Origin of the sequence: Micromonospora eburnea (genome assembly GCF_900090225.1) — a bacterium.
In the GTDB taxonomy this organism is placed as follows: domain Bacteria; phylum Actinomycetota; class Actinomycetes; order Mycobacteriales; family Micromonosporaceae; genus Micromonospora; species Micromonospora eburnea.
In genome coordinates, this window is sequence record NZ_FMHY01000002.1 from 579,926 (window position 1) to 598,825 (window position 18,900).

An 18,900-nucleotide genomic window follows, 5' to 3' on the forward strand; every position below is an offset into this window, starting at 1 on the left:
AACGAGAACCGCCCCTCCTCGGGCGGGCCGGGGGGGCGGTTCGAAAAGGGCGTCGGGTCAGCGGGCGGAGGGCTTGAGGCCCAGGGGCTTGCCGAGCAGAGACTCGCGGCGGATCGCCAGGCGGTCGGCGACCTGGGCCAGCGCCCGGGCGGCCGGGGCGTCCGGCTCGGCCAGCACGATCGGGGTGCCGGCGTCGCCGCCCTCGCGGACCCGGGTGTCCAGCGGGATCTGCCCCAGCACCGGCACCTGTGCGCCGATGGTCCGGGTCAGCGACTCGGCGACCGCCGCGCCGCCACCGGCCCCGAAGACCTCCATCCGCGAGCCGTCCGGCAGCTCCAGCCAGGACATGTTCTCGATGACGCCGACCACCCGCTGGTGGGTCTGCAGCGCGATCGCGCCGGCCCGCTCGGCCACCTCGGCGGCGGCGGCCTGCGGGGTGGTGACGACCAGGATCTCCGCGTTCGGCAGGAGCTGGGCCACCGAGATCGCGATGTCACCGGTGCCCGGGGGCAGGTCCAGCAGGAGCACGTCCAGGTCGCCCCAGTAGACGTCGGCGAGGAACTGCTGCAGGGCCCGGTGCAGCATCGGGCCGCGCCAGACGACGGCCGTGTTGCCCGGGGTGAACATGCCGATCGAGATGACCTTCACGCCGTGCGCCTGCGGCGGCATGATCATGTCCTCGACCCGGGTCGGGGCACCCTCGGCGCCGAGCATCCGGGGCACCGAGTGGCCGTAGATGTCCGCGTCGACCACGCCGACCGACAGGCCACGAGCGGCCAGCGCGGCGGCCAGGTTGACCGTGACGCTCGACTTGCCGACGCCGCCCTTGCCGCTGGCGACCGCGTACACCCGGGTGCGGGAGCCGGGCTGCGCGAACGGGACGACCGGCTCGGCGGTGGCACCGCCGCGCAGCTTGGACTGGAGCTGCTGGCGCTGCTCCGGGCTCATCACGCCGAACTCGATCTCGACACCGGTCACGCCGGGCACCGCGCCCACCGCGGCGGTGATGTCGGTACGCAGCTTGTCCTTCAGCGGGCAGCCGGCCACGGTGAGCAGCAGCTCGACCCGGACGACGCCGTCGTCGCCGACCTCGGCGGAACGGACCATGCCGAGTTCGGTGATCGGCCGACGGATCTCCGGATCGTTGACGGTTGCCAGAGCGGCCTGAATCGCCTCGGAGACGGTGCTGACGGGTGCTGACATGCCCGCAATGCTACGTCGCTGGTCATCGGCGAACGCCGGTGGCGGGGCCGGTGTGAGCGATTCGATGGCGTCGACCGAGGGGTGGACGGGTCGTGCCGCGAAGTGGGACGATCGAGACGAACGCCGCCCGCCTGGCCCCTTGAGGCGCGCGGCGTTCAATGCCGGTCCGGTCCGGCACAATGCCTGCCCGGCCCGGCTCAGCCCTCCGCGCGCGGCTCCCGGGCGTAGTCGCCGTCCAGGTCGTCGTGCGGTTCGTCGAGCGGCTCGCCGCCGCCCGGCCGCCGGCCTTCCCGTTCCTGCCGGCGTGCCAGCTTCTGCCGCCGCTGCGCCGCCTCGTCCAGTTCCTCGGCCAGCCGGGCCAGCTCGGAACGGACGAAGTCGCGGGTGGCCACCTCGCCCAGGGCGATCCGCAGGGCGGCGATCTCCCGGGCCAGGTACTCCGTCTCGGCCTTCTGCATGGTGGCGCGCCGGCGGTCCTCCTCCAGCGCGATCCGGTCCCGGTCCGACTGCCGGTTCTGCGCGAGCAGGATCAGCGGGGCCGCGTACGAGGCCTGGATGGAGAGCATGAGGGTCAGGAAGGTGAAGGTGTACGGGTCGAAGCGCCAGCTCGGCGGGGCGAGCGTGTTCCAGGCGAACCACGCGCCGATGAACAACGTCATGTAGACGATGAAGTTGGCCGTGCCCATGCCCCGGGCGATCCCCTCGGACCACCGGCCGAAGGTCTCCTGGTCGACCCGGGGCAGCTTGACGCCCCGGGGCTCGCGTGGCTGGTCCAGCCGCTCGGCCCGCCGCTGGTCAGCCATGATCGCGGTCCAGGGTCTCCTGGCTGGGGGTGGCCGGGGCCGGCATGGCGTCCCGGTTGCGCCAGTCGCGGGGCAGTGAGTGGTCCAGCACGTCGTCCACGGTCACCGCGCCGACCAGCCGGTTGTTGCGGTCCACCACCGGCATGGCGACCAGGTCGTAGGTGGCCATCCGGCGGGTGATCTCGGGCAGCGGGCTGGTCGGGCGGAGCGGGTCGATGTCGTTGACCACCACCCCGCCCAGCAGGTCGGCCGGGGGCTCACGGAGCAGTCGCTGGAAGTGGACCATGCCCAGGTAACGCCCGGTCGGCGTGGTCAGCGGGGAACGGGCCACGAAGACCTGCGCCGCCACGGCGGGCGAGAGCTGCGGCTCCCGGATGCGGGCCAGCGCCTCGGCCACCGTGGCGTCCGGCGGCAGGATCACCGGCTCGGAGGTCATCACGCTGCCGGCGGTGCCCGAGGCGTAGCGGAGCAGCTGGCGTACCGGGTCGGCCTCGTCCGGCTCCATCAGGTCGAGCAGCACGTCCTGCTCGGGCGGCGGTAGCTCGTTGAGCAGGTCGGCGGCGTCGTCCGGGTCCATCTCCTCCAGCACGTCGGCGGCGCGTTCCCGATCCAGCGCGGCCAGGATCTCTACCTGGTCCCGCTCGGGCAGCTCGCTGAGCACGTCGGCGAGGCGCTCGTCGTCCAGCGCCGCCGCCACCTCGTTGCGCCGGGCGTCGGGCAGGTCCTGCAACGCGTTGGCCAGGTCGGCCGGGCGCATGTCCTCCAGTACGGCCAGCAGGTTCGCCGTACCCCGGCTGTCGCCGACCCCGCCGAGGCCGCGGACCCGGTCCCACTCGACCTGGTGGAGGTGACCGCGGCGGGTGAGACGGCCGGTCTGTTCGCGGACGGCGACCCGGGTCAGCGTCCACTCGCCGGTGCGGCCGCACTCCATGGCCACGTCGACCACCGAGCCGGACGGCCCGTCCTCCAGCTGGACCCGGCGATCCAGCAACTCCGCCAGCACGAGCAGCTCGTTGGGGCGCTTGGAGAACCGGCGCAGGTTGAGGGTGCCGCTGCCGAGCACGACGGCGTCCGGGTCGATCGAGGTGATCCGGTTGATGGAGAGGAAGATGCGCCGGCGCATCGGCATCTCGGCGACCAACCCCACCACCTCGGGCGGGCGTTGGTTGGGCCGCATCCGGGCGACCGCGTCGCGAACCCGGCCCACCTGGTCGCCATTCGGGTCGAAGACGGCGACTCCGGCGAGTCGCGCGATGTAGACCCGGTTCGGCGTGCTCACGGCACCAGCCTAAGGGCCTAGGGTTTATCAACATGTCGACCTTGGCCTACGAGATCGTGGACGTCTTCACCGACCGCCCGTTCACCGGCAACCCGCTGGCTGTGGTGTTTGGCGCGGAAGGGCTTGCCACCGAACAGATGCAGGCGCTCGCGCTGGAGTTCAACCTGTCGGAGACGGTGTTCGTGCTGCCGCCGACCCAGGTCGGCGCGACGTACCGGGCGCGGATCTTCACCCCGGCCGAGGAACTGCCGTTCGCCGGGCACCCCAGCGTCGGCGCCGCGGTGACCGCCAGCCGCCGCGGAATGTTCGACGCGGGCACGGTCACCCAGGAGTGCGGTGCGGGTGTGCTGCCGATCGAGGTGAGCGGGACCGGGGCGACCCTCACCGGTGGGACGCCCACCCTCGGCCCGGAACTCGACCCGGAGCCGCTGCTGGAGATGGTCGGCCTCAGCGTCGCCGACCACCCCGGGCCGGCGCCCCGGGTCGCCGGCTGCGGGCTGGAGTTTCCCTACCTTCCGGTACGCCCCGACGCGGTGGCCCGCGCCCGGATGAACCCGGCGACGGCCGAGCGGTACGGCGTGGAGCACGTGAGCGTCTTCTCCTGGGACGCCGACACCCGCACCGCACACGCCCGGGTCTTCGTGCCGGGGCTCGGCGTGCCGGAGGACCCGGCGACCGGATCGGCCGCCCTCGGCCTCGGCGTCTGGCTGGTCGCCAGCGGACTGCTGCCCGGCGAGGGCCGCGCGGAGTACGCGGTGCGCCAGGGCATCGAGATCAACCGGCCGTCCGCGTTGGCCTGCACGGTGACCGCGGCCGGTGGGGCGGCGGTGGGCGCGACAGTCGCCGGCCAGGTGGTGCCGGTGGCCCGCGGCGAGATCGCCGTGCCCCCCTTCGTGGGCTGAGCGGTAAGGAGGGGCCCCTTCTTAACGCCTGGGGTAGAGCAGGGGCCCCCTGTTAACCGGCGAGCCGGCGATGATGCGGGAGGATGCCGGGGTGAGCGAAGAGGCGGACGAGCGGGTCACCACCCCGCTGGTGGACGAGGCGGTCAAGAAGGCGGCGGTGGCGTGGGTGTCGGTCGCCGGCGGGCCCGCGTACGCGTTGTGGTGCCTGCCGCTCGACGGCGCGTTGCTGCTGGTCAGCGGCCCGGGTGAGCAGTCCGCCCCCGGGCTCGCCGACGCGGACGCGGCGGAGGTGACCCTGCGCGGCGACCACGGCGGGAGGATCGTCACCTGGCCGGCTCGGGTGACCCGGCTGCACCCGGGCACCGAGGAGTGGGATGCGGCCGCGCCGCTGGTCGCCGCGAAGCGGCTCAACGCGCCCGGCCCGGTCGCCGACCTGGCGCACCGCTGGGCCGCCGAGGGTTGCGCGCTGAACCGGCTCACCCCGGCGGGCACCCCGGTGGCCGGCGGCGACCTGCCGGCCGACTCGCTGGCCGAGCGACCCCGGGAGGCCCCGGTGGTCCGGACCACGCGCAGGCCGTTCCGGCTGCACAAGGTCCGCCGCTGAACCGTGGCGGTGTGAGAAGGGTTCCCTTCTCTACCGGAGGCGTTAAGAAGGGGCCCTTCCTTGCAGTCAGGCCGGGACGGTGCGGGAGGCCGGGTCGAGCAGGTCCAGCACCTCCGCCAGCGAGGCCAGCGCCGGGCCGTGCCAGGACCGGTCGGCGTTGAACACCATGTGGTCGGCCAGGTCCGGGGCGGCCAGCCGGACCGCCGTCATGCCGGCCCGCTCCGCGCCGGTGAGTTCCTGGCTGCCCCCGTCGCCCACGTAGAGGCAGTCGGCCGGGGCGAGGCCGAGCCGGCGGCAGGCGGCCCAGTAGAGGGCCGGGTCGGGCTTGCAGCAGCCGACCTGCACCGAGAAGACGCGTACGTCGAGCAGCGGCGCGACCGCCAGTTGGGGCAGGAACTCCGGCAGTTCATGGGTGCAGTCGCTGATCAGCCCGGTGCGTACGCCCCGGTGGCGCAGCGTGGCCAGCACCGGCACCGCCTCGTCCCGTAGTCGGGTGTCGGCGCGTATCGCCTGGTGGCGGGAGGCGACCGCGGCGCGTACGGCTCGCTGGGAGGGGTGGACTCCGGCCTGGTCGCAGACCCAGCGCAGGGTTGCCTCGGCGTTGCCGAGCCGGCCGCTGGCGCGCTGGTAGTAGGTGCGGTCGAGCACCTCGATCAGGGTGTCGGGTGGGCAGCCGAGCTGCTCCGCGATGGCCAGGTGGGCGGTGCCGCGCTGAACGCCGCAGGTGAGCGTGCCGAAGAAGTCGAACAGCACCGCCTGGTAGGTGGGCATGGGGGAGTGCCTCCGGGCGTAGAGGGGAGGGTCGCCGGGACGGGCATGATCGTAACGGAGCGCTGACCGTCCGTGGTGTCCGCTGTTCGTGTGAGGATTGCTCCCCGTGTCCTCCGGTCCGTACCGCCCGCCGCTCGACGCGCTGACCATCGGCGCGCTCGTGCTGGCCGTCACCGCCGTCTCGTCGTCGGCCCCGCTGGTCGCGTTCGCCGCCGCGCCGGCCCTCGCCGTCGCCTTCTGGCGGAACCTGCTCTCGGCCGCCGTGCTCGGTCCGTTCTCCGTGGCCGGGCGGCGGGCCGAGATCCGGGCGCTGACCGTCGGCGCCGGCCGGCGCGAGGGGCTGTACTGCGTGCTGTCCGGGGTGGCGTTGGCCGCCCACTTCGCCACCTGGATGCCGAGCGCGCAGCTCACCACCGTCGCCGCGGCCACCGCGTTGGGCGCCACCCAGCCGGTGTGGCAGGGGCTGATCGCCCGCTGGCAGGGGCGGCGGCTGCCGCTGGCGGTCTGGGCGGGGATCGGGGTGGCCGTGCTCGGCGCGGTGCTGGCCACCGGCGCCGACTTCACCGTCTCCGGCCGGGCCTTCACCGGCGACCTGCTCGCCATCGTGGGCGGCCTGTTCGCCGCGGTCTACACCGCCTTCGGCGAGCGGGCCCGGGCCACCATCAGCACCACCACGTACACCACCATCTGCTACGGCGTCTGCGCGGCGATCCTGCTGGTGGTCTGCCTGGTCGGCGGGGTGCCCCTGCACGGCTGGGCCGCCGGCACCTGGTGGGCGATCCTCGGTCTGGTGGCCGGCGCCCAACTGCTCGGCCACTCGATGTTCAACTACGCCCTGCACCGGGTCTCCGCCACCACGGTCAGCGTGCTGATCCTGTTGGAGGCTCCGGGCGCGGCCCTGATCGCCTGGGTCTGGCTCGGTCAACTGCCCCGCCCGCTCGCCCTGCCCGGGCTGGCCCTGCTGCTGGCCGGCGTCGCCGTCGTCGTCCTTGGCGGTGCCCGGGCCGGCCGCCGTACCGAACCGGTTCCCGTCCCCGCCGACGCCGCCCCGCTGGCCGACTGAGCCGCCGTCCAGCCCGCGTCGGGTGCTCTTTTCCGGAAAGTGTGGCCATTCGGCCTCCCGAGGGCCCGCTTTCCGTGAAAGTGCGGAGGGTGGGGACGGGAGCGAAGCAGCCGAGCGACGCTGAGCCGGATCGGGGGACGCTGGTCACGCCCTCGGCCGAGTTCCCGCCGCTGGGTCCGGAGGAGCGGGCGGCGCTGGGCCGGATCGGGGAGCGCTGGCGGCTGCCGCGCCGCCCCGAGGAGCTTCCCGTCGACCCGGCCCTGGGCCGCCGCCGGGCCGGCCCGGCGCCGAGCCGGTTCGGACGGCTGGCCCCGATCGACATGTTCACCGTCGAGGAACCGGGTGAGCTGTGCGCGACCGGGCCGGCCCACGAGCCCGGCTCCCGGGCCGGGCGGGCGCTCACCCGGCTGCGCCGGGCGCTGTTCGGCCCGCCGCTGTCCAGTTCCGCCGTGGTCTACGAGCGGATGCGGAAGCTCGTCGCCCTGCCGATTCTCTCCTCCGACCTGCTCAGCTCGGTGGCGTACGGGCCGGAGGCGATGCTGGCCGTGCTGGTGCTCGCCGGCAGCGGGGCGCTCGGGCTCTCCCTGCCACTGGCCGCCGTGCTGGTGGTGCTGATGATCGCCGTGGGGCTGTCGTACCGGCAGACCGTTCCGGCGTACCCGCACGGGGCGGGGTCGTACATCGTGGCCGGGGACAACCTCGGCACGACGGCCGGGCTCACCGCGGCGGCGGGCCTGATGCTCGACTACGTGCTCACCGTTTCGGTGTCCATCGCGGCGGGGGTGAGCGCGATCACCTCGGCGATGCCTCGGGCCGCGCCGGCCACCGTGCTGCTCGGGGTGCTGGTGATCGCCGTGCTGCTGGCCGGGAACCTGCGCGGGGTGCGTACCGCCGGCAACATCTTCGTGCTGCCCACGTACGCCTTCGTGGCCGCGCTCCTCGCCGTGCTGGTGGTCGGCTACGCCCGCGCGGCGGGCCGGGGTTTCGTGCCGGTGCCACCGCCGCCGGTGCCGGCCACCCAGGGGTTGGGCCTGCTGCTGGTGCTGCGCGCGTTCTCCTCCGGCGCGGTGTCGATGACCGGCATCGAGGCGGTGTCGAACGCGATCCCGGCGTTCCGCCCCCGGGAGTGGCGCAACGCGCGCACGACGCTCGGCTGGATGGTCGGCATGCTGGTGGTGCTCTTCGCCGGGCTGATCGGCCTGATCCACCTGAACGGCCTGGTGCCCCGGTCGGACCAGACGATCCTGTCCCAGCTCGGCCGGCTCACCTTCCCCACCGGGCCCTGGTACGTGTTCCTCCAGGCCTCCACCGCGCTGATCCTGCTGTTGGCGGCGAACACGGCCTTCAACGACTTTCCCCGGCTGCTGTTCTTCATGGCCCGCAACGGCCACGCACCCCGCCGCTTCCTGCACCTGGGGGACCGGCTGTCGTTCAACAACGGCCTGGTCGCCCTGGCCATCGCCGCGGCGCTCATCTTCGTCGCGTTCGGCGGGCACACCGTGTCGCTGATCCCGCTCTACGCCGTCGGCGTGTTCCTCGCCTTCACGCTCTCGCAGGCGGGCATGGTGGTGCACTGGCGCCGGCACCGGGACCGGGGATGGCGACGTCGACTGGTGCTCAACGCGGTGGGCGCCACGCTCTCCGGGATGGTGCTGCTGGTCGCCGCGGTCGGCAAGTTCGCCGAGGGCGCCTGGCTGGTGGTGGTCGCGGTGCCGCTGCTGGTGCTGATCGCCCACCGGATCCACCGCCACTACACCCGGCTGCACCAGGCCCTCGCGCTGCATCCGCCCCCGGGCGGGACCGCGCCGTCGGCGGGGCCGAGTGCTCCCGGCGGGTCCGCCGAGGGCGAGGAACTGCCCCAGGAGGTACGCCACCTGGTGGTCGTGCCGATGGCCCGGTTGAACCGGGCGTCGCTGCGGGCCCTGGCGTACGCGGCGTCGCTGGGCCAGCCGACCCTGGCCGTGCACATCGCCCCCGAGGACGCCGAGGCGGACCGGTTCCGGGAGCAGTGGCGGGCCTGGGGCGACCATCTGCGGCTGGAGACCATCGTGTCGCCGTACCGGGCGGTGATCGGGCCGCTCGCGCACTACCTGGAGGCGCTGCGCGCCGCCCGGCCGGAGCTGACGCTGACCGTGATCATGCCGGAGGTGGTGCTGCGCCACCGCTGGCACCGGGTCCTGCACAGCCGGGCCGAGCATCGGCTGCGCGCCGCGCTGCGGGCCCTGCCCGGCGTGGTGGTCACCAGCGTCCCGGTCCACGTCGCCGAGTGACGGTCAGACGTCGTGTACCTCCAGCACGCGGGTGGTCGGGGCGCGAAGTCTGGCAGTGGGTCGAGGTGGGACGCCACCGGCGCTCAGCCGTCGATTCCGACCGCCTTCGCGCTGGCGGTCCAGAGGCGGGCGGCGAGCGCCGGGTCGGCTGCCTTCGACAGCGGTCGGCGACGCTTCCGGTCGCGGTAGTAGCCGCCGGAGGTCAGCCGGGACGGGTCCTGGTTGGCCAGCCAGACCAGGGTCTCGGCGCCCCGCTCCGGGCTGCGGAAGGGCAGCGCCCGCAGGCCGAAGGCGATCAGCCGGTTGTCGCTGGCGAACCGGGTGCGCACCACGCCCGGGTGGAACGAGTACGTCGGCAGCTCCGGCCAGCGCCGGGCCGCCTCGGCGGCGAAGAGGATGTTCGCCTGCTTGCTGGTCCCGTACGCCCGGTACGGCCGGTAGTCGCGCAGGGTGGCGTTCAGGTCGTCGGGGTCGAGGACGCCGCTGCGGTGTGCCCCGGAGGCGGTCACCACCAGCCGGCCGATCCGGTCCCGCAGCAGGTGGCTGAGCAGGAACGGGGCGAGGTGGTTGGCCTGGATGCTCAGTTCGAAGCCGTCGACGGTGGTGACCGGCCGGAACGAGATCCCGCCGGCGTTGTTCGCGAGCACGTCGATCCGGTCGCACGTGGCGCGCAGCCGCTCGGCGAGCCGGCGTACGTCATCCAGGACGGCGAAGTCGGCGCGGAACAGTTCCGGCTGCTCGCCGGAGCTGTCGCGGACCCGTTCCCCGGCGTCCCGGAGCCGGGCCGGGTCCCGGCCGACCAGTACCACCCGGTCGCCGCGGCCCGCCAGGTCGACCGCCGCAGCCAGTCCGATGCCGGAACTGGCGCCGGTCACCACCACGGTCCGACGGTCAGTGAGATCTTCCACAGGTCCATTCACCCCGGTCACGGCACGAGGTTACCGTGGCGTCACAACGCCCTTTGGGATCGTTAAGTTCACGGATCTTCGTCTTTGTCGGCGTCGGCCTGCCGTCCGGCGCTGGAAGGAGCCCATCCATGGCCGCTGTCGGTCGCCCCCGCCGGTCCTGCCTCGCGGTGCCCGGCTCCAGCGTCAAGATGCTCGGCAAGGCGCAGGGTCTTCCCGCGGACCAGGTCTTCCTCGACCTGGAGGATGCGGTCGCCCCGCTGGCCAAGCCGGACGCCCGCAAGAACATCGTCGCCGCGTTGAACGAGGGCGACTGGGCGGGCAAGACCAGGGTGGTCCGGGTCAACGACCTGACCACACCGTGGACGTACCGGGACGTGATCGAGGTCGTCGAGGGCGCCGGCGCCAACCTGGACTGCGTCATGCTGCCGAAGGTGCAGAACGCCGCCCAGGTGCAGTGGCTGGACCTGACCCTCACCCAGATCGAGAAGACGCTCGGCCTGGAGGTCGGCCGGATCGGCATCGAGGCGCAGATCGAGAACGCTGCCGGGCTGGTCAACGTGGACGCGATCGCGGCCGCCTCGCCCCGGGTCGAGACGATCATCTTCGGCCCGGCCGACTTCATGGCCTCGATCAACATGCGGTCGCTGGCGGTCGGCGCGCTGATCCCCGACTACCCGGGCGACCCCTACCACTACATCCTGATGCGCATCCTGATGGCCGCCCGGATGCACGACAAGCAGGCCATCGACGGCCCGTTCCTGCAGATCCGCGACGTGGACGGGTTCCGTGAGGTGGCCCGGCGGTCGGCGGCGCTGGGCTTCGACGGCAAGTGGGTGCTGCACCCGGGCCAGATCGACGCGGCCAACGAGGTCTACTCGCCGGCGCAGGCCGACTACGACCACGCCGAGCTGATCCTCGACGCGTACGACTGGTACACCTCGGAGGCGGGCGGGAAGCTCGGCGCGGTGATGCTCGGCGACGAGATGATCGACGAGGCGTCCCGCAAGATGGCCCTGGTGATCGCCGCCAAGGGGCGCGCGGCCGGGATGACGCGTACCTCGTCCTTCACGCCGCCCGGTCACTGAGCGGCGGTCCCGGTGCCGCCCCGAACCCGGGGCGGCACCGAGCCTCAGTACGAGGACGAGCTGCTCTCGGCGCTCGCGATCGCGATGATGATCATCACCACGTAGAAGGCGATCAGCAGCGCCAGCAGGCCGGTGAGGATCCAGCCGATGATGATGGCGGCCTTCGCCATCCCCTCGCCCTGCTCGCCCGTCTCCCGGATCTGCTTGCGGGCCACGTGGCCGAGGATCGCGCCGATCGGCGCGGCGATGCAGGTGCCGATGCCGACCAGCGACAGCACCAGCGCCACGATCGCCATCGTGTTGGTCTTGGCGGGAACGTACGCCGGGTAGCCGGGCGGCGGGTAGCCGGCCGCCGCGTACGGGTCGCCGGCGGGCGGGTAGCCGGGGCTGGCGTACGGGGTGGCCGCGGGCGCGCCGGAGTACGGGTCCGCCGAGGTCGGCTGGCTCGGGATCGGGTTGGCGCTCATCGGCAGGGTCGGATCGGCGGGCGGGCTCGACTGCTGGCCGGGCGCGTACGGGTCGTGCCAACCACCGGACGGCGGGGGGTAGGTCATCAGGTCATCTCCAGAACGTGCGGGTTTCGTCAGGGTAGCCAGCGCCGCGCAACACGGAGAGCCCTCTTTTCGGGTGCCGCGTTGCCCGGAACGTCCACAGCGGGCAGGATCTCGGCATGGCCTTTGACGCGCGCGGCGGTCGGTCGCGACGGAACGTGAGCCGTCCGGGGCTGGTGCGGCGCAACCGCGGCAGTCACCTGGCCGGGTCCGTCGAGCAGGACCAGCCGGCGCCCCTCGCCGAGCCGGTCACCATGCGCCTGGACGGTCGGGTCGCGCTGGTCACCGGCGCGGGCAGTCCCGACGGCATCGGGTACGCGACCGCGCGCCGCCTCGCCGACCTGGGTGCCCGGGTGGCGATCGTCTCCACCACCCGGCGGATTCACGAGCGCGCCGGCGAGCTGGGGGTGACCGGCTTCGTCGCCGACCTCACCGACGAGTCCGAGGTGGGCGCGCTCGCCGACGCGGTGGCCGAGCAGGTCGGCGACGTCGAGGTGCTGGTCAACAACGCGGGCCTGGCCAGCCGGGCGAGCCCGGAGGTGCTGCGGCCGGTGGCCCAGCTCAGCTACGACGAGTGGCGCGGCGAGATCGACCGGAACCTGACCACCGCGTTCCTGTGCAGTCGGGCGTTCATCGGCGGGATGGCCGAGCGGGGCTGGGGGCGGATCGTCAACCTGGCCGCCACCGCCGGCCCGGTCAACGCGCTGCCCACCGAGGCCGCGTACGCGGCGGCGAAGGCGGGCGTGGTGGGGCTGACCCGGGCGCTGGCCATGGAGATGATCGCCGACGGGGTGACGGTGAACGCGGTCGCGCCCGGCATCATCCACACTGCGGCGTCCACCATGGCGGAGATCAAGCAGGGGCTCGGCACGCCGGTCGGCCGGCCCGGCACGCCCGACGAGGTGGCCGCCGCGATCGCCTTCCTCTGCTCGCCGGCCGCCTCGTACATCACCGGGCAGATGCTGGTGGTCGACGGCGGCAACAGCGTCCGGGAGGCCCAGTTCCGCTGAGGCGTCACCGGTAGGAGCCGTTGTCGGAGTTCGCCCAGATGGCCAGGCCGATCCAGCCGCAGCAGACGAGCAGCCCGATCGCGGTGAAGATGTAGCTGAGGATCAGCCCCCAGTTGGCGAGCTGGGCGCCCTCCTCGCCGGTCTGCCGGATCTGCCGCTTGGCCAGGTGGCCGCAGACGATGCCGGCCGGAGCGAAGACGAAGGCGAAGACCAGCGACAGGATCGCCAGCACGTTCGGCCCGCCGCCGGGTGCTCGCGGGCCCTGCCCGGGCGGCCCGTACTGCCCGTACGGGGGCTGCGGGGCGTACGGCGGCTGTTGACCCCACGGCGGCTGTTGCGGGTGCCCGTACGGCTGCCCGTAGGGCGGCGGCTCGTACGGCGACGGCGGCTGCTCCGGCTCGCCGGGTGGTTGGCTCACGCCACCGCCTCCCTGCGGTCGGCGCCGGCGTGAGCCTGCACGGCGCTGAGCCCGATGGTTCGCTCGCTACGCTCGCTCACGCCACCGCCTCCCTGCGGTCGGCGCCGGCGTGAGCCTGCACGGCGCTGAGCCGGATGGTTCGCTCGCTACGCTCGCTCACGGCCGCTCGCCCCCTCCGTCGCAGGTCAACGCCCCTCTCTTGCGGACGCTACCCGCAGCGGTGAACCTTTTCACAGCGGTTGTGTGGACTGGTCACCTTGGCCTCGTCGGCCGCGCGGCCGATACTGACCGAGCGTTCAGTTACCCGTGAGTAATGCGCCGATTCCGGAGGCTGCGATGGCCCGACTCGCCCAGACACCCGGCCTGACCGACGTGCAGCGGTCGATCCTGGAGACCGTCCGGGAGTTCGCCGACAGGGAGATCATTCCGCACGCCCAGCGGCTGGAGCATGCCGACGAGTACCCCGCCGACATCCTCGACGGGATGCGCGAGATGGGCCTGTTCGGCCTCACCATCGCCGAGGAGTACGGCGGCCTCGGCGAGTCCCTGCTCACCTACGCCCTGGTGGTCGAGGAACTGTCCCGGGGCTGGATGTCGATCTCCGGCATCGTCAACACCCACTTCATCGTGGCGTACCTGATCTCCCAGCACGGGTCGGCGGGGCAGCGGGCCCGGCTGCTGCCGAAGATGGCCACCGGCGAGGTACGCGGCGCGTTCTCGATGTCGGAACCGGAGTGCGGCTCCGACGTGTCGGCGATCAAGTCGAAGGCGGTCCGCGACGGCGACACCTTCGTGCTGAACGGCCAGAAGATGTGGCTGACCAACGGGGCGTACTCCTCGGTGGTGGCCACGCTGGTCAAGACCGACACCGGTGCCGATTCGGTCTACGGCAACATGAGCACCTTCCTGCTGGAGAAGCAGCCCGGCTTCGGCGAGACCGCACCCGGCCTGACCATCCCCGGCAAGATCGAAAAGATGGGCTACAAGGGCGTCGAGACCACCGAGATGATCCTCGGCGGGGTCACCGTCCCCGCCTCCGCCGTGCTCGGCGGCGAGGAGAAGGTCGGCCGAGGCTTCTACCAGATGATGGACGGCATCGAGGTGGGCCGGGTCAACGTCGCCGCCCGCGCCTGCGGCATCTCCATCCGCGCCTTCGAGCTGGCTGTCGCGTACGCCCAGCAGCGCCGCACCTTCGGCCAGCCGCTCGCCAAGCACCAGGCCGTCGCGTTCAAGCTCGCCGAGATGGGTACGAAGATCGAGGCGGCGCACGCCCTCATGGTGAACGCCGCCCGGCTCAAGGACGCCGGCCAGCGCAACGATGTCGAAGCCGGCATGGCCAAACTGCTCGCCTCGGAATACTGCGCCGAGGTCGTCCAGGAGGCGTTCCGCATCCACGGCGGCTACGGCTACTCCAAGGAGTACGAGATCGAGCGGCTGATGCGGGAGGCCCCGTTCCTGCTCATCGGCGAGGGCACCTCGGAGATCCAGAAGACCATCATCTCCCGCGGCCTGCTCAAGCAGTACAAGCTCTGACCGGCGGTAAGGAGGGGTCCCTTGTTAACGCATTCGGTATAGCAGGGTCCCCTTCTCACCGGCCGATGCGGCGGGGCGGGGTGGCTCCGGCGGGGTGATCGGCAGGCCGACCGCCAGGGTCTGCGGGCGCGGGCGGAAGTGCTCGATCGCGGCGAGCAGCCGCTCGTCGGAGACGGTCACCTTCCGCCCGCCGACCACCTGTGGCGTCAGCCGGCCCGGGTCGAGGCGCAGCCACACCCCGTCCGGCCGCTTCCGGGAGTTCAACCGGGCCTCCCTGACCTCGGACCAGGGGTACCACTCCGAGCCGTCCCGCAGCCCGCTCGCGGTCAGCGCCAGCCGGCCGGTGAACCGGGCCTCCTGAAACACGGCCCAGCCGAGGCCCAGCGCCAGGCCGGCCAGCAGCACCGGCCGGCCGACTTCGGCCCAGGACCAGCGGTCGGGGATGAGCGAGACCACACCGACCGTCAGTGTGATCCCCCCGAACGCGCCGGTGGACATTTCCAGCCAGGCGGCCGGTGAGCGCCGCGCCACCAGCCCGGGCTCCGTCCCGTCACGGCCGGCCACCCGGGCGTGCCAGACCAGCCGGCCGGTCCGCCGGGGTCGCCACCGCTGCTGCACCAGGTGCATTCCGGTGGCCAGCCAGGCCAGGCCACGGACGTCGGCCAGGTCGGCCCTGCTCATCCCGAGCAGCAGCCAGGCGGCCACCGCGGCGACCGCGCCGCCGGCCAGGAGGGCGGCCAGCCGGCGGGACCAGAACCCGTCGCGGTTGGGCTGCACCGACGCCGCCGGCTCGGGGAGGGACACGATCGCAGGGTACGGGGACTCCGCTAGCCCTCCGAGCCGGGCAGCCGTACCGCCAGGTGCTCGCGGGCGCGGGCGACCAGGGCGGCCGGTTCGTCGGCGTAGAGGCGGACTTCGTGCACCGGTCCGCTCGGGCCCTTGGGCAGGCGTACGGAGAGCGGCTCGCGGAGCACGACGTCCACGCTGGTCTGGCTGCCGGCGCCGATGTTCAGGATCGTCCCCGTGTCGGCCTGCTCGACCTGGACGGCCCGGCTGGACGGCAAGGACCGGTAGCGGTGCTCTACCCGGGCGACGGCGGACCAGGGGACGAGGAGGTCGACCGAGAAGCCGTTGCGGACGCGTAGCCCCGCCGGGCCGGCGACGTGTGGGTGGATCCGCAGGCTGGCGAAGAGGCCGATCATCCAGAGCACACCCCAGATTCCGAGCGCGAGCGCGGTGTGCCGGAGCGGCCGCCACGGGACGGTGTGCCGGAGGATCAGGTCGAGGATCGGAATCTCGATCGTGGAGAGCGCGATGAAGACGCCGAGGATCGGCTTGACCACGCCGACGTAGCTGAACGCCGCCGCCCCGGGCTCCAGGGCCGGGGGCCGGCGGAGCAGCCACCGGCCGAGGCTCACCCACATGCCCACCTCGTACGCGACCATGCGCCGCAGCAGCGCGACAGTCTGACTCCCCATGGGCACCCGCCTTCGGGTCGCTGTTTTTGCATTGCAGTTGCAACGTAAAGTGTGCGTGGTCGATGTGTCAATGCAGTCGTATTGTGAAAGCATGGGGCCATGCCGAAGCGGGTCGATCACCGGGAGCGCCGCACGCTGATCGCCGACGCCCTGATGCGGGTGGCCGCCGAACACGGGCTGGAGGCGGTCAGCCTGCGCCACGTGGCGGCGGAGGCCGGTGTCTCCTCGGGGATGGTGCAGCACTACTTCCGCACCAAGGACGAGATGATGGCCTTCGCCCTCTCGGTGGTACGCGAGCACAGCGAGGCCCGGGTCGGCCAGGCCGTCGCGGCGCTGGGGCCGGACCCGTCCCCGCGTACGCTGCTCCGGACCATGCTGGCCGAGCTGCTGCCGCTCGACGAGTCGCGCCGCGCGGACGGCCGGGTCGCGCTGGCGTTCCTGGCCTACACCGCGGTACGCCCGGCGGTGGCCGCCGCGCTGCACCGGGAGACGGCCGAGCTGCTCGCGTTCATCGCCGGGCAGATCCGCGCGGCGCAGGTGGCCGGAACGGCGCGGGCGGGCGTCGATCCGGACCGGGCCGCGGTGGCTCTGCTCGCCGTGATGGAGGGTCTGGGCGTCTATCTGCTCGGCGGGCACTACCCGCCGGAGACGGCGCTCGGCGCGCTGGACACCCAGCTGGACCTGCTGCTCGGCCCCGCGGATCGGAAATGACGTGACCGCACGGCACCGCCCCGACGGGCGGGGCGCCGCTGGCGGGGTGCAGCTGGCGAGGCGCCGCTGGCGAGGCGGCGCAGGATGCCGCAAGTGGTGGTCTTCCAGGGGCCGGATACAACTACATGCCGCACCTGGAGTGGATCATGCCTCGGCGGCCAGGCGGCCAGGCGGCCAGGCGGCCAGGCGGCCAGGCGGCCAGGCGGCCAGGTGGTCGGGCGGTCAGGCGGTCAGGCGGCCGGGTGGTCAGCCGAGCCGGGTCAGGCCCGCCGCGGCTCGCTCGACGATGAGGCAACGGTCCTCGACGTAGTCGATCCCCGCCTCCTCGGCGATCTGCCGCGCCTCCGCCGACACGATCCCGAGCTGCAACCACACCGCCGGGGCGCCGATCGCCACCGCCTCCCGGACCACGTCGACCGCGTCCCGGGCCGGACGGAACACGTCCACCAGGTCGACCGGGTGTGGGATGTCGGCCAGCGACGGGTACGCCTTCTCGCCGAACAGTTCGTCCACCGTCGGGTTCACCGGGATGATCCGCCAGCCGTACCGCCGCATCTCCGCCGGCACCCGGTGCGCGGCCTTGCCCGGGTCGCGGGAGGCGCCCACGACGGCGATCACGGCGGAGTCGGCGAGGATCTGCTGAGCTGAACGCACCCACCGAGCCTAGCCCTGTCGTGCCCCGAGCCGACGCCTAGATCAGCGTCAACTGTTCCGTTGGGGGCGGTGGTGGCTCGGGCACCCGCCGGTTGTCGCCGGCCTCGCTCCGGTGCAGGCCGTGCCGCCGGGCCGCCATCCGCACCCGCGCGGTCACCTCCCGCTGGTACGCCTGCGGCGCGTACGCCCCGGAGCGGTAGAGCTGGCGGTAGCGGGGAACCAGGTGCGGGAAGTCGCGGGCCAGCCAGTGCGCGTACCACTCCCGGGCGCCGGGGCGCAGGTGCAGCGGCAGCGGGGTGACGCCGGTGGCCCCGGAGGCGGCGATGGCGGCCACGGTGGCGTCGATCGACTCCTCGTCGTCGCTCAGCCCGGGCAGGATCGGCGCCATCAGCACCCCGACCTCGAACCCGGCGTCGGTGAGCTGCCGGACGGCGTCCAGCCGGCGGCGCGGGCTCGGCGTGCCCGGCTCGACCGCCCGCCAGAGCCGCTCGTCGACGAAACCCACCGAGTACGAGAGCCCGACCCGGGTGACCTCGGCGGCCTGGCGCAGCAGCGGCAGGTCCCGCAGGAGCAGCGTGCCCTTGGTCAGGATCGAGAACGGGTTCGCGAAGTCCCGCAGCGCCTCGATGATCGGCGGCATGAGGCGGTAGCGCCCCTCGGCCCGCTGGTAGCAGTCCACGTTGCTGCCCACGGCGATGTGCGCGCCGCGCCAGCGTGGGGCGGCCAGCTCGCGGCGGACCAGCTCCCCGGCGTTGACCTTGACGATCACCTGCCGGTCGAAGTCCGCCCCGGCGTCGAGATCGAGATAGGTGTGGGTGTTGCGGGCGAAGCAGTAGCGACATGCATGACTGCATCCCCGGTACGGGTTGATCGTCCACTCGAACGGCACGCGGGACGTGCCGGGCACCCGGTTGACGATTGACTTCGCCCGTACCTCGTAGAAGGTCATCCCGGCGAATTCGGGGGTGTCGAAGGTGCGGGCGATGGCGCCAGGGAGCGCCAGCGGCAGGGGTGGAGCCGCTGGCGCTGCCCCGTCGGGAGCCCCCTCGTCCGGGGGAGCGGAGAGGTTGTCCCAGCGCATGGGCCTATTCGAACACGCGTACGAACGATCCGCAAGTGACTCGCCGGACACCGGGGACCCGAACGGGCCGGTCGGGTGCAGGATGGGGGTATGGAGAGGTCGACCTTCGTCTACGACGGCGACTGCGCGTTCTGCACCCGCTGCGCGCAGTTCATCGAGCGCCGGATTCCCACCGGTGCGCGGGTGGTGCCCTGGCAGTTCGCCGACCTGGCGGCGCTGGGGCTGACGGAGGCCGAGTGCGAGGAGGCGGTCCAGTGGGTGGGCGCCGACGGATCCCGCGCCGCCGGCCCGGACGCCGTCGCCAAACTGCTCGGCGACAGCACGTCGCTGTGGCGGGCCGCCGGCGCCGGTCTGCGCTTCCCGCCGGTGCGGGCCGCCGCCTGGCCGGCGTACCGGTGGGTGGCCCGCAACCGGCACCGGATGCCGGGCGGCACGGCGGCGTGCGCGTTGCCCCAGGAGGCCCGGGAACGCCTCTACGGCCCGACCGGCCGTCCCACCGCCGGATCCTGACCGGTGCTCCGCACACCTGGCTGACCGGCCCGGATGACCACCGCCTCGGGCTGGATCCCGGCGGGT

At 73.1% G+C, this 18,900-nt stretch carries 20 protein-coding genes; 9 read left to right on the plus strand and 11 right to left on the minus strand.

The features are described from left to right. Positions 1 to 57 precede the first annotated feature (57 nt). From GA0070604_RS02980 to GA0070604_RS02990, 3 genes are all read right to left on the minus strand, one after another. Positions 58 to 1,203: a P-loop NTPase gene (locus GA0070604_RS02980; RefSeq protein ID WP_091113735.1), complete on the minus strand. Its 1,146-nt coding sequence runs from the start codon at positions 1,201 to 1,203 to the stop codon at positions 58 to 60. 197 nt (positions 1,204 to 1,400) lie between these two features. Continuing rightward, entirely contained in the window at positions 1,401 to 2,006 is a 606-nt protein-coding gene (locus GA0070604_RS02985) for a DUF1003 domain-containing protein (RefSeq protein WP_091113738.1), read from the minus strand. Further along, entirely contained in the window at positions 1,999 to 3,285 is a 1,287-nt protein-coding gene (locus GA0070604_RS02990; protein ID WP_091113742.1) for a magnesium transporter MgtE N-terminal domain-containing protein, read from the minus strand. Before GA0070604_RS02990 ends, GA0070604_RS02985 begins: the two co-directional genes overlap by 8 nt. 32 nt (positions 3,286 to 3,317) lie before the next feature. On the opposite strand from GA0070604_RS02990, the gene GA0070604_RS02995 reads away from it, so the two are divergent. Both GA0070604_RS02995 and GA0070604_RS03000 read left to right on the plus strand, forming a co-directional pair. Next, a complete protein-coding gene (locus GA0070604_RS02995; protein WP_091113745.1) occupies positions 3,318 to 4,187 on the plus strand; it encodes a PhzF family phenazine biosynthesis protein in 870 nt (289 codons plus the stop codon). Between the two features lie 73 nt (positions 4,188 to 4,260). Next, complete coding sequence (locus tag GA0070604_RS03000; RefSeq protein ID WP_208602213.1) at positions 4,261 to 4,791, plus strand: hypothetical protein; 531 nt, start codon at positions 4,261 to 4,263, stop codon at positions 4,789 to 4,791. A gap of 66 nt (positions 4,792 to 4,857) precedes the next feature. Here the strand turns inward: GA0070604_RS03000 and GA0070604_RS03005 are convergent, their stop codons facing one another. Next, a complete protein-coding gene (locus GA0070604_RS03005) occupies positions 4,858 to 5,562 on the minus strand; it encodes an HAD family hydrolase (RefSeq protein WP_091113752.1) in 705 nt (234 codons plus the stop codon). A 97-nt stretch (positions 5,563 to 5,659) separates the two neighbouring features. On the opposite strand from GA0070604_RS03005, the gene GA0070604_RS03010 reads away from it, so the two are divergent. Next, positions 5,660 to 6,625, plus strand: coding sequence for a DMT family transporter (locus tag GA0070604_RS03010; protein ID WP_377593614.1), 966 nt, complete (start codon positions 5,660 to 5,662; stop codon positions 6,623 to 6,625). 89 nt (positions 6,626 to 6,714) lie between these two features. Next, a complete protein-coding gene (locus GA0070604_RS03015; RefSeq protein WP_091113760.1) occupies positions 6,715 to 8,895 on the plus strand; it encodes an APC family permease in 2,181 nt (726 codons plus the stop codon). Between the two features lie 83 nt (positions 8,896 to 8,978). Here GA0070604_RS03015 and GA0070604_RS03020 read toward each other — a convergent pair whose 3' ends face one another. After that, positions 8,979 to 9,803, minus strand: a complete 825-nt coding sequence (locus GA0070604_RS03020; RefSeq protein WP_091113763.1) for an SDR family NAD(P)-dependent oxidoreductase — start codon at positions 9,801 to 9,803, stop codon at positions 8,979 to 8,981. 128 nt (positions 9,804 to 9,931) lie between these two features. Here GA0070604_RS03020 and GA0070604_RS03025 point away from each other — a divergent pair, with 128 nt between their 5' ends. Beyond that, positions 9,932 to 10,888 carry an HpcH/HpaI aldolase/citrate lyase family protein gene (locus tag GA0070604_RS03025; RefSeq protein WP_091113766.1) on the plus strand — a complete coding sequence of 319 codons (957 nt, stop codon included), beginning with the start codon at positions 9,932 to 9,934 and terminating at the stop codon, positions 10,886 to 10,888. Positions 10,889 to 10,932: 44 nt separating this feature from the next. Here GA0070604_RS03025 and GA0070604_RS03030 read toward each other — a convergent pair whose 3' ends face one another. Then, a complete protein-coding gene (locus GA0070604_RS03030) occupies positions 10,933 to 11,442 on the minus strand; it encodes a DUF4190 domain-containing protein (protein WP_091113769.1) in 510 nt (169 codons plus the stop codon). 116 nt (positions 11,443 to 11,558) lie between these two features. Between GA0070604_RS03030 and GA0070604_RS03035 the strand changes: the two genes are divergently transcribed. After that, positions 11,559 to 12,449 (plus strand): SDR family NAD(P)-dependent oxidoreductase, encoded by an 891-nt coding sequence (locus tag GA0070604_RS03035; RefSeq protein ID WP_091113772.1) that lies wholly within the window; start codon positions 11,559 to 11,561, stop codon positions 12,447 to 12,449. Between the two features lie 4 nt (positions 12,450 to 12,453). Here the strand turns inward: GA0070604_RS03035 and GA0070604_RS03040 are convergent, their stop codons facing one another. After that, on the minus strand, positions 12,454 to 12,867 hold the full coding sequence (locus GA0070604_RS03040) for a DUF4190 domain-containing protein (RefSeq protein WP_091113775.1): 414 nt from the start codon (positions 12,865 to 12,867) through the stop codon (positions 12,454 to 12,456). A gap of 336 nt (positions 12,868 to 13,203) precedes the next feature. On the opposite strand from GA0070604_RS03040, the gene GA0070604_RS03045 reads away from it, so the two are divergent. After that, positions 13,204 to 14,400: an acyl-CoA dehydrogenase family protein gene (locus GA0070604_RS03045; RefSeq protein WP_091113779.1), complete on the plus strand. Its 1,197-nt coding sequence runs from the start codon at positions 13,204 to 13,206 to the stop codon at positions 14,398 to 14,400. 24 nt (positions 14,401 to 14,424) lie between these two features. Here GA0070604_RS03045 and GA0070604_RS03050 read toward each other — a convergent pair whose 3' ends face one another. Together GA0070604_RS03050 and GA0070604_RS03055 are read right to left on the minus strand one after the other, a co-directional pair. Further along, the gene (locus tag GA0070604_RS03050) at positions 14,425 to 15,204 is read right to left on the minus strand and encodes a hypothetical protein (RefSeq protein WP_091113781.1); all 780 of its coding nucleotides are present in this window, start codon (positions 15,202 to 15,204) and stop codon (positions 14,425 to 14,427) included. Positions 15,205 to 15,227: 23 nt separating this feature from the next. Beyond that, complete coding sequence (locus GA0070604_RS03055; RefSeq protein WP_091113784.1) at positions 15,228 to 15,878, minus strand: hypothetical protein; 651 nt, start codon at positions 15,876 to 15,878, stop codon at positions 15,228 to 15,230. 99 nt (positions 15,879 to 15,977) lie between these two features. Here GA0070604_RS03055 and GA0070604_RS03060 point away from each other — a divergent pair, with 99 nt between their 5' ends. After that, the gene (locus tag GA0070604_RS03060) at positions 15,978 to 16,589 is read left to right on the plus strand and encodes a TetR/AcrR family transcriptional regulator (protein ID WP_091113788.1); all 612 of its coding nucleotides are present in this window, start codon (positions 15,978 to 15,980) and stop codon (positions 16,587 to 16,589) included. A 246-nt stretch (positions 16,590 to 16,835) separates the two neighbouring features. Here the strand turns inward: GA0070604_RS03060 and GA0070604_RS03065 are convergent, their stop codons facing one another. Together GA0070604_RS03065 and GA0070604_RS03070 are read right to left on the minus strand one after the other, a co-directional pair. Then, a complete protein-coding gene (locus tag GA0070604_RS03065) occupies positions 16,836 to 17,243 on the minus strand; it encodes a CoA-binding protein (protein WP_091113791.1) in 408 nt (135 codons plus the stop codon). 37 nt (positions 17,244 to 17,280) lie between these two features. Beyond that, positions 17,281 to 18,324 carry an Rv2578c family radical SAM protein gene (locus GA0070604_RS03070; RefSeq protein WP_091113794.1) on the minus strand — a complete coding sequence of 348 codons (1,044 nt, stop codon included), beginning with the start codon at positions 18,322 to 18,324 and terminating at the stop codon, positions 17,281 to 17,283. 90 nt (positions 18,325 to 18,414) lie between these two features. Between GA0070604_RS03070 and GA0070604_RS03075 the strand changes: the two genes are divergently transcribed. Beyond that, complete coding sequence (locus GA0070604_RS03075) at positions 18,415 to 18,834, plus strand: thiol-disulfide oxidoreductase DCC family protein (RefSeq protein ID WP_091113798.1); 420 nt, start codon at positions 18,415 to 18,417, stop codon at positions 18,832 to 18,834. Positions 18,835 to 18,900: the final 66 nt, after the last annotated feature.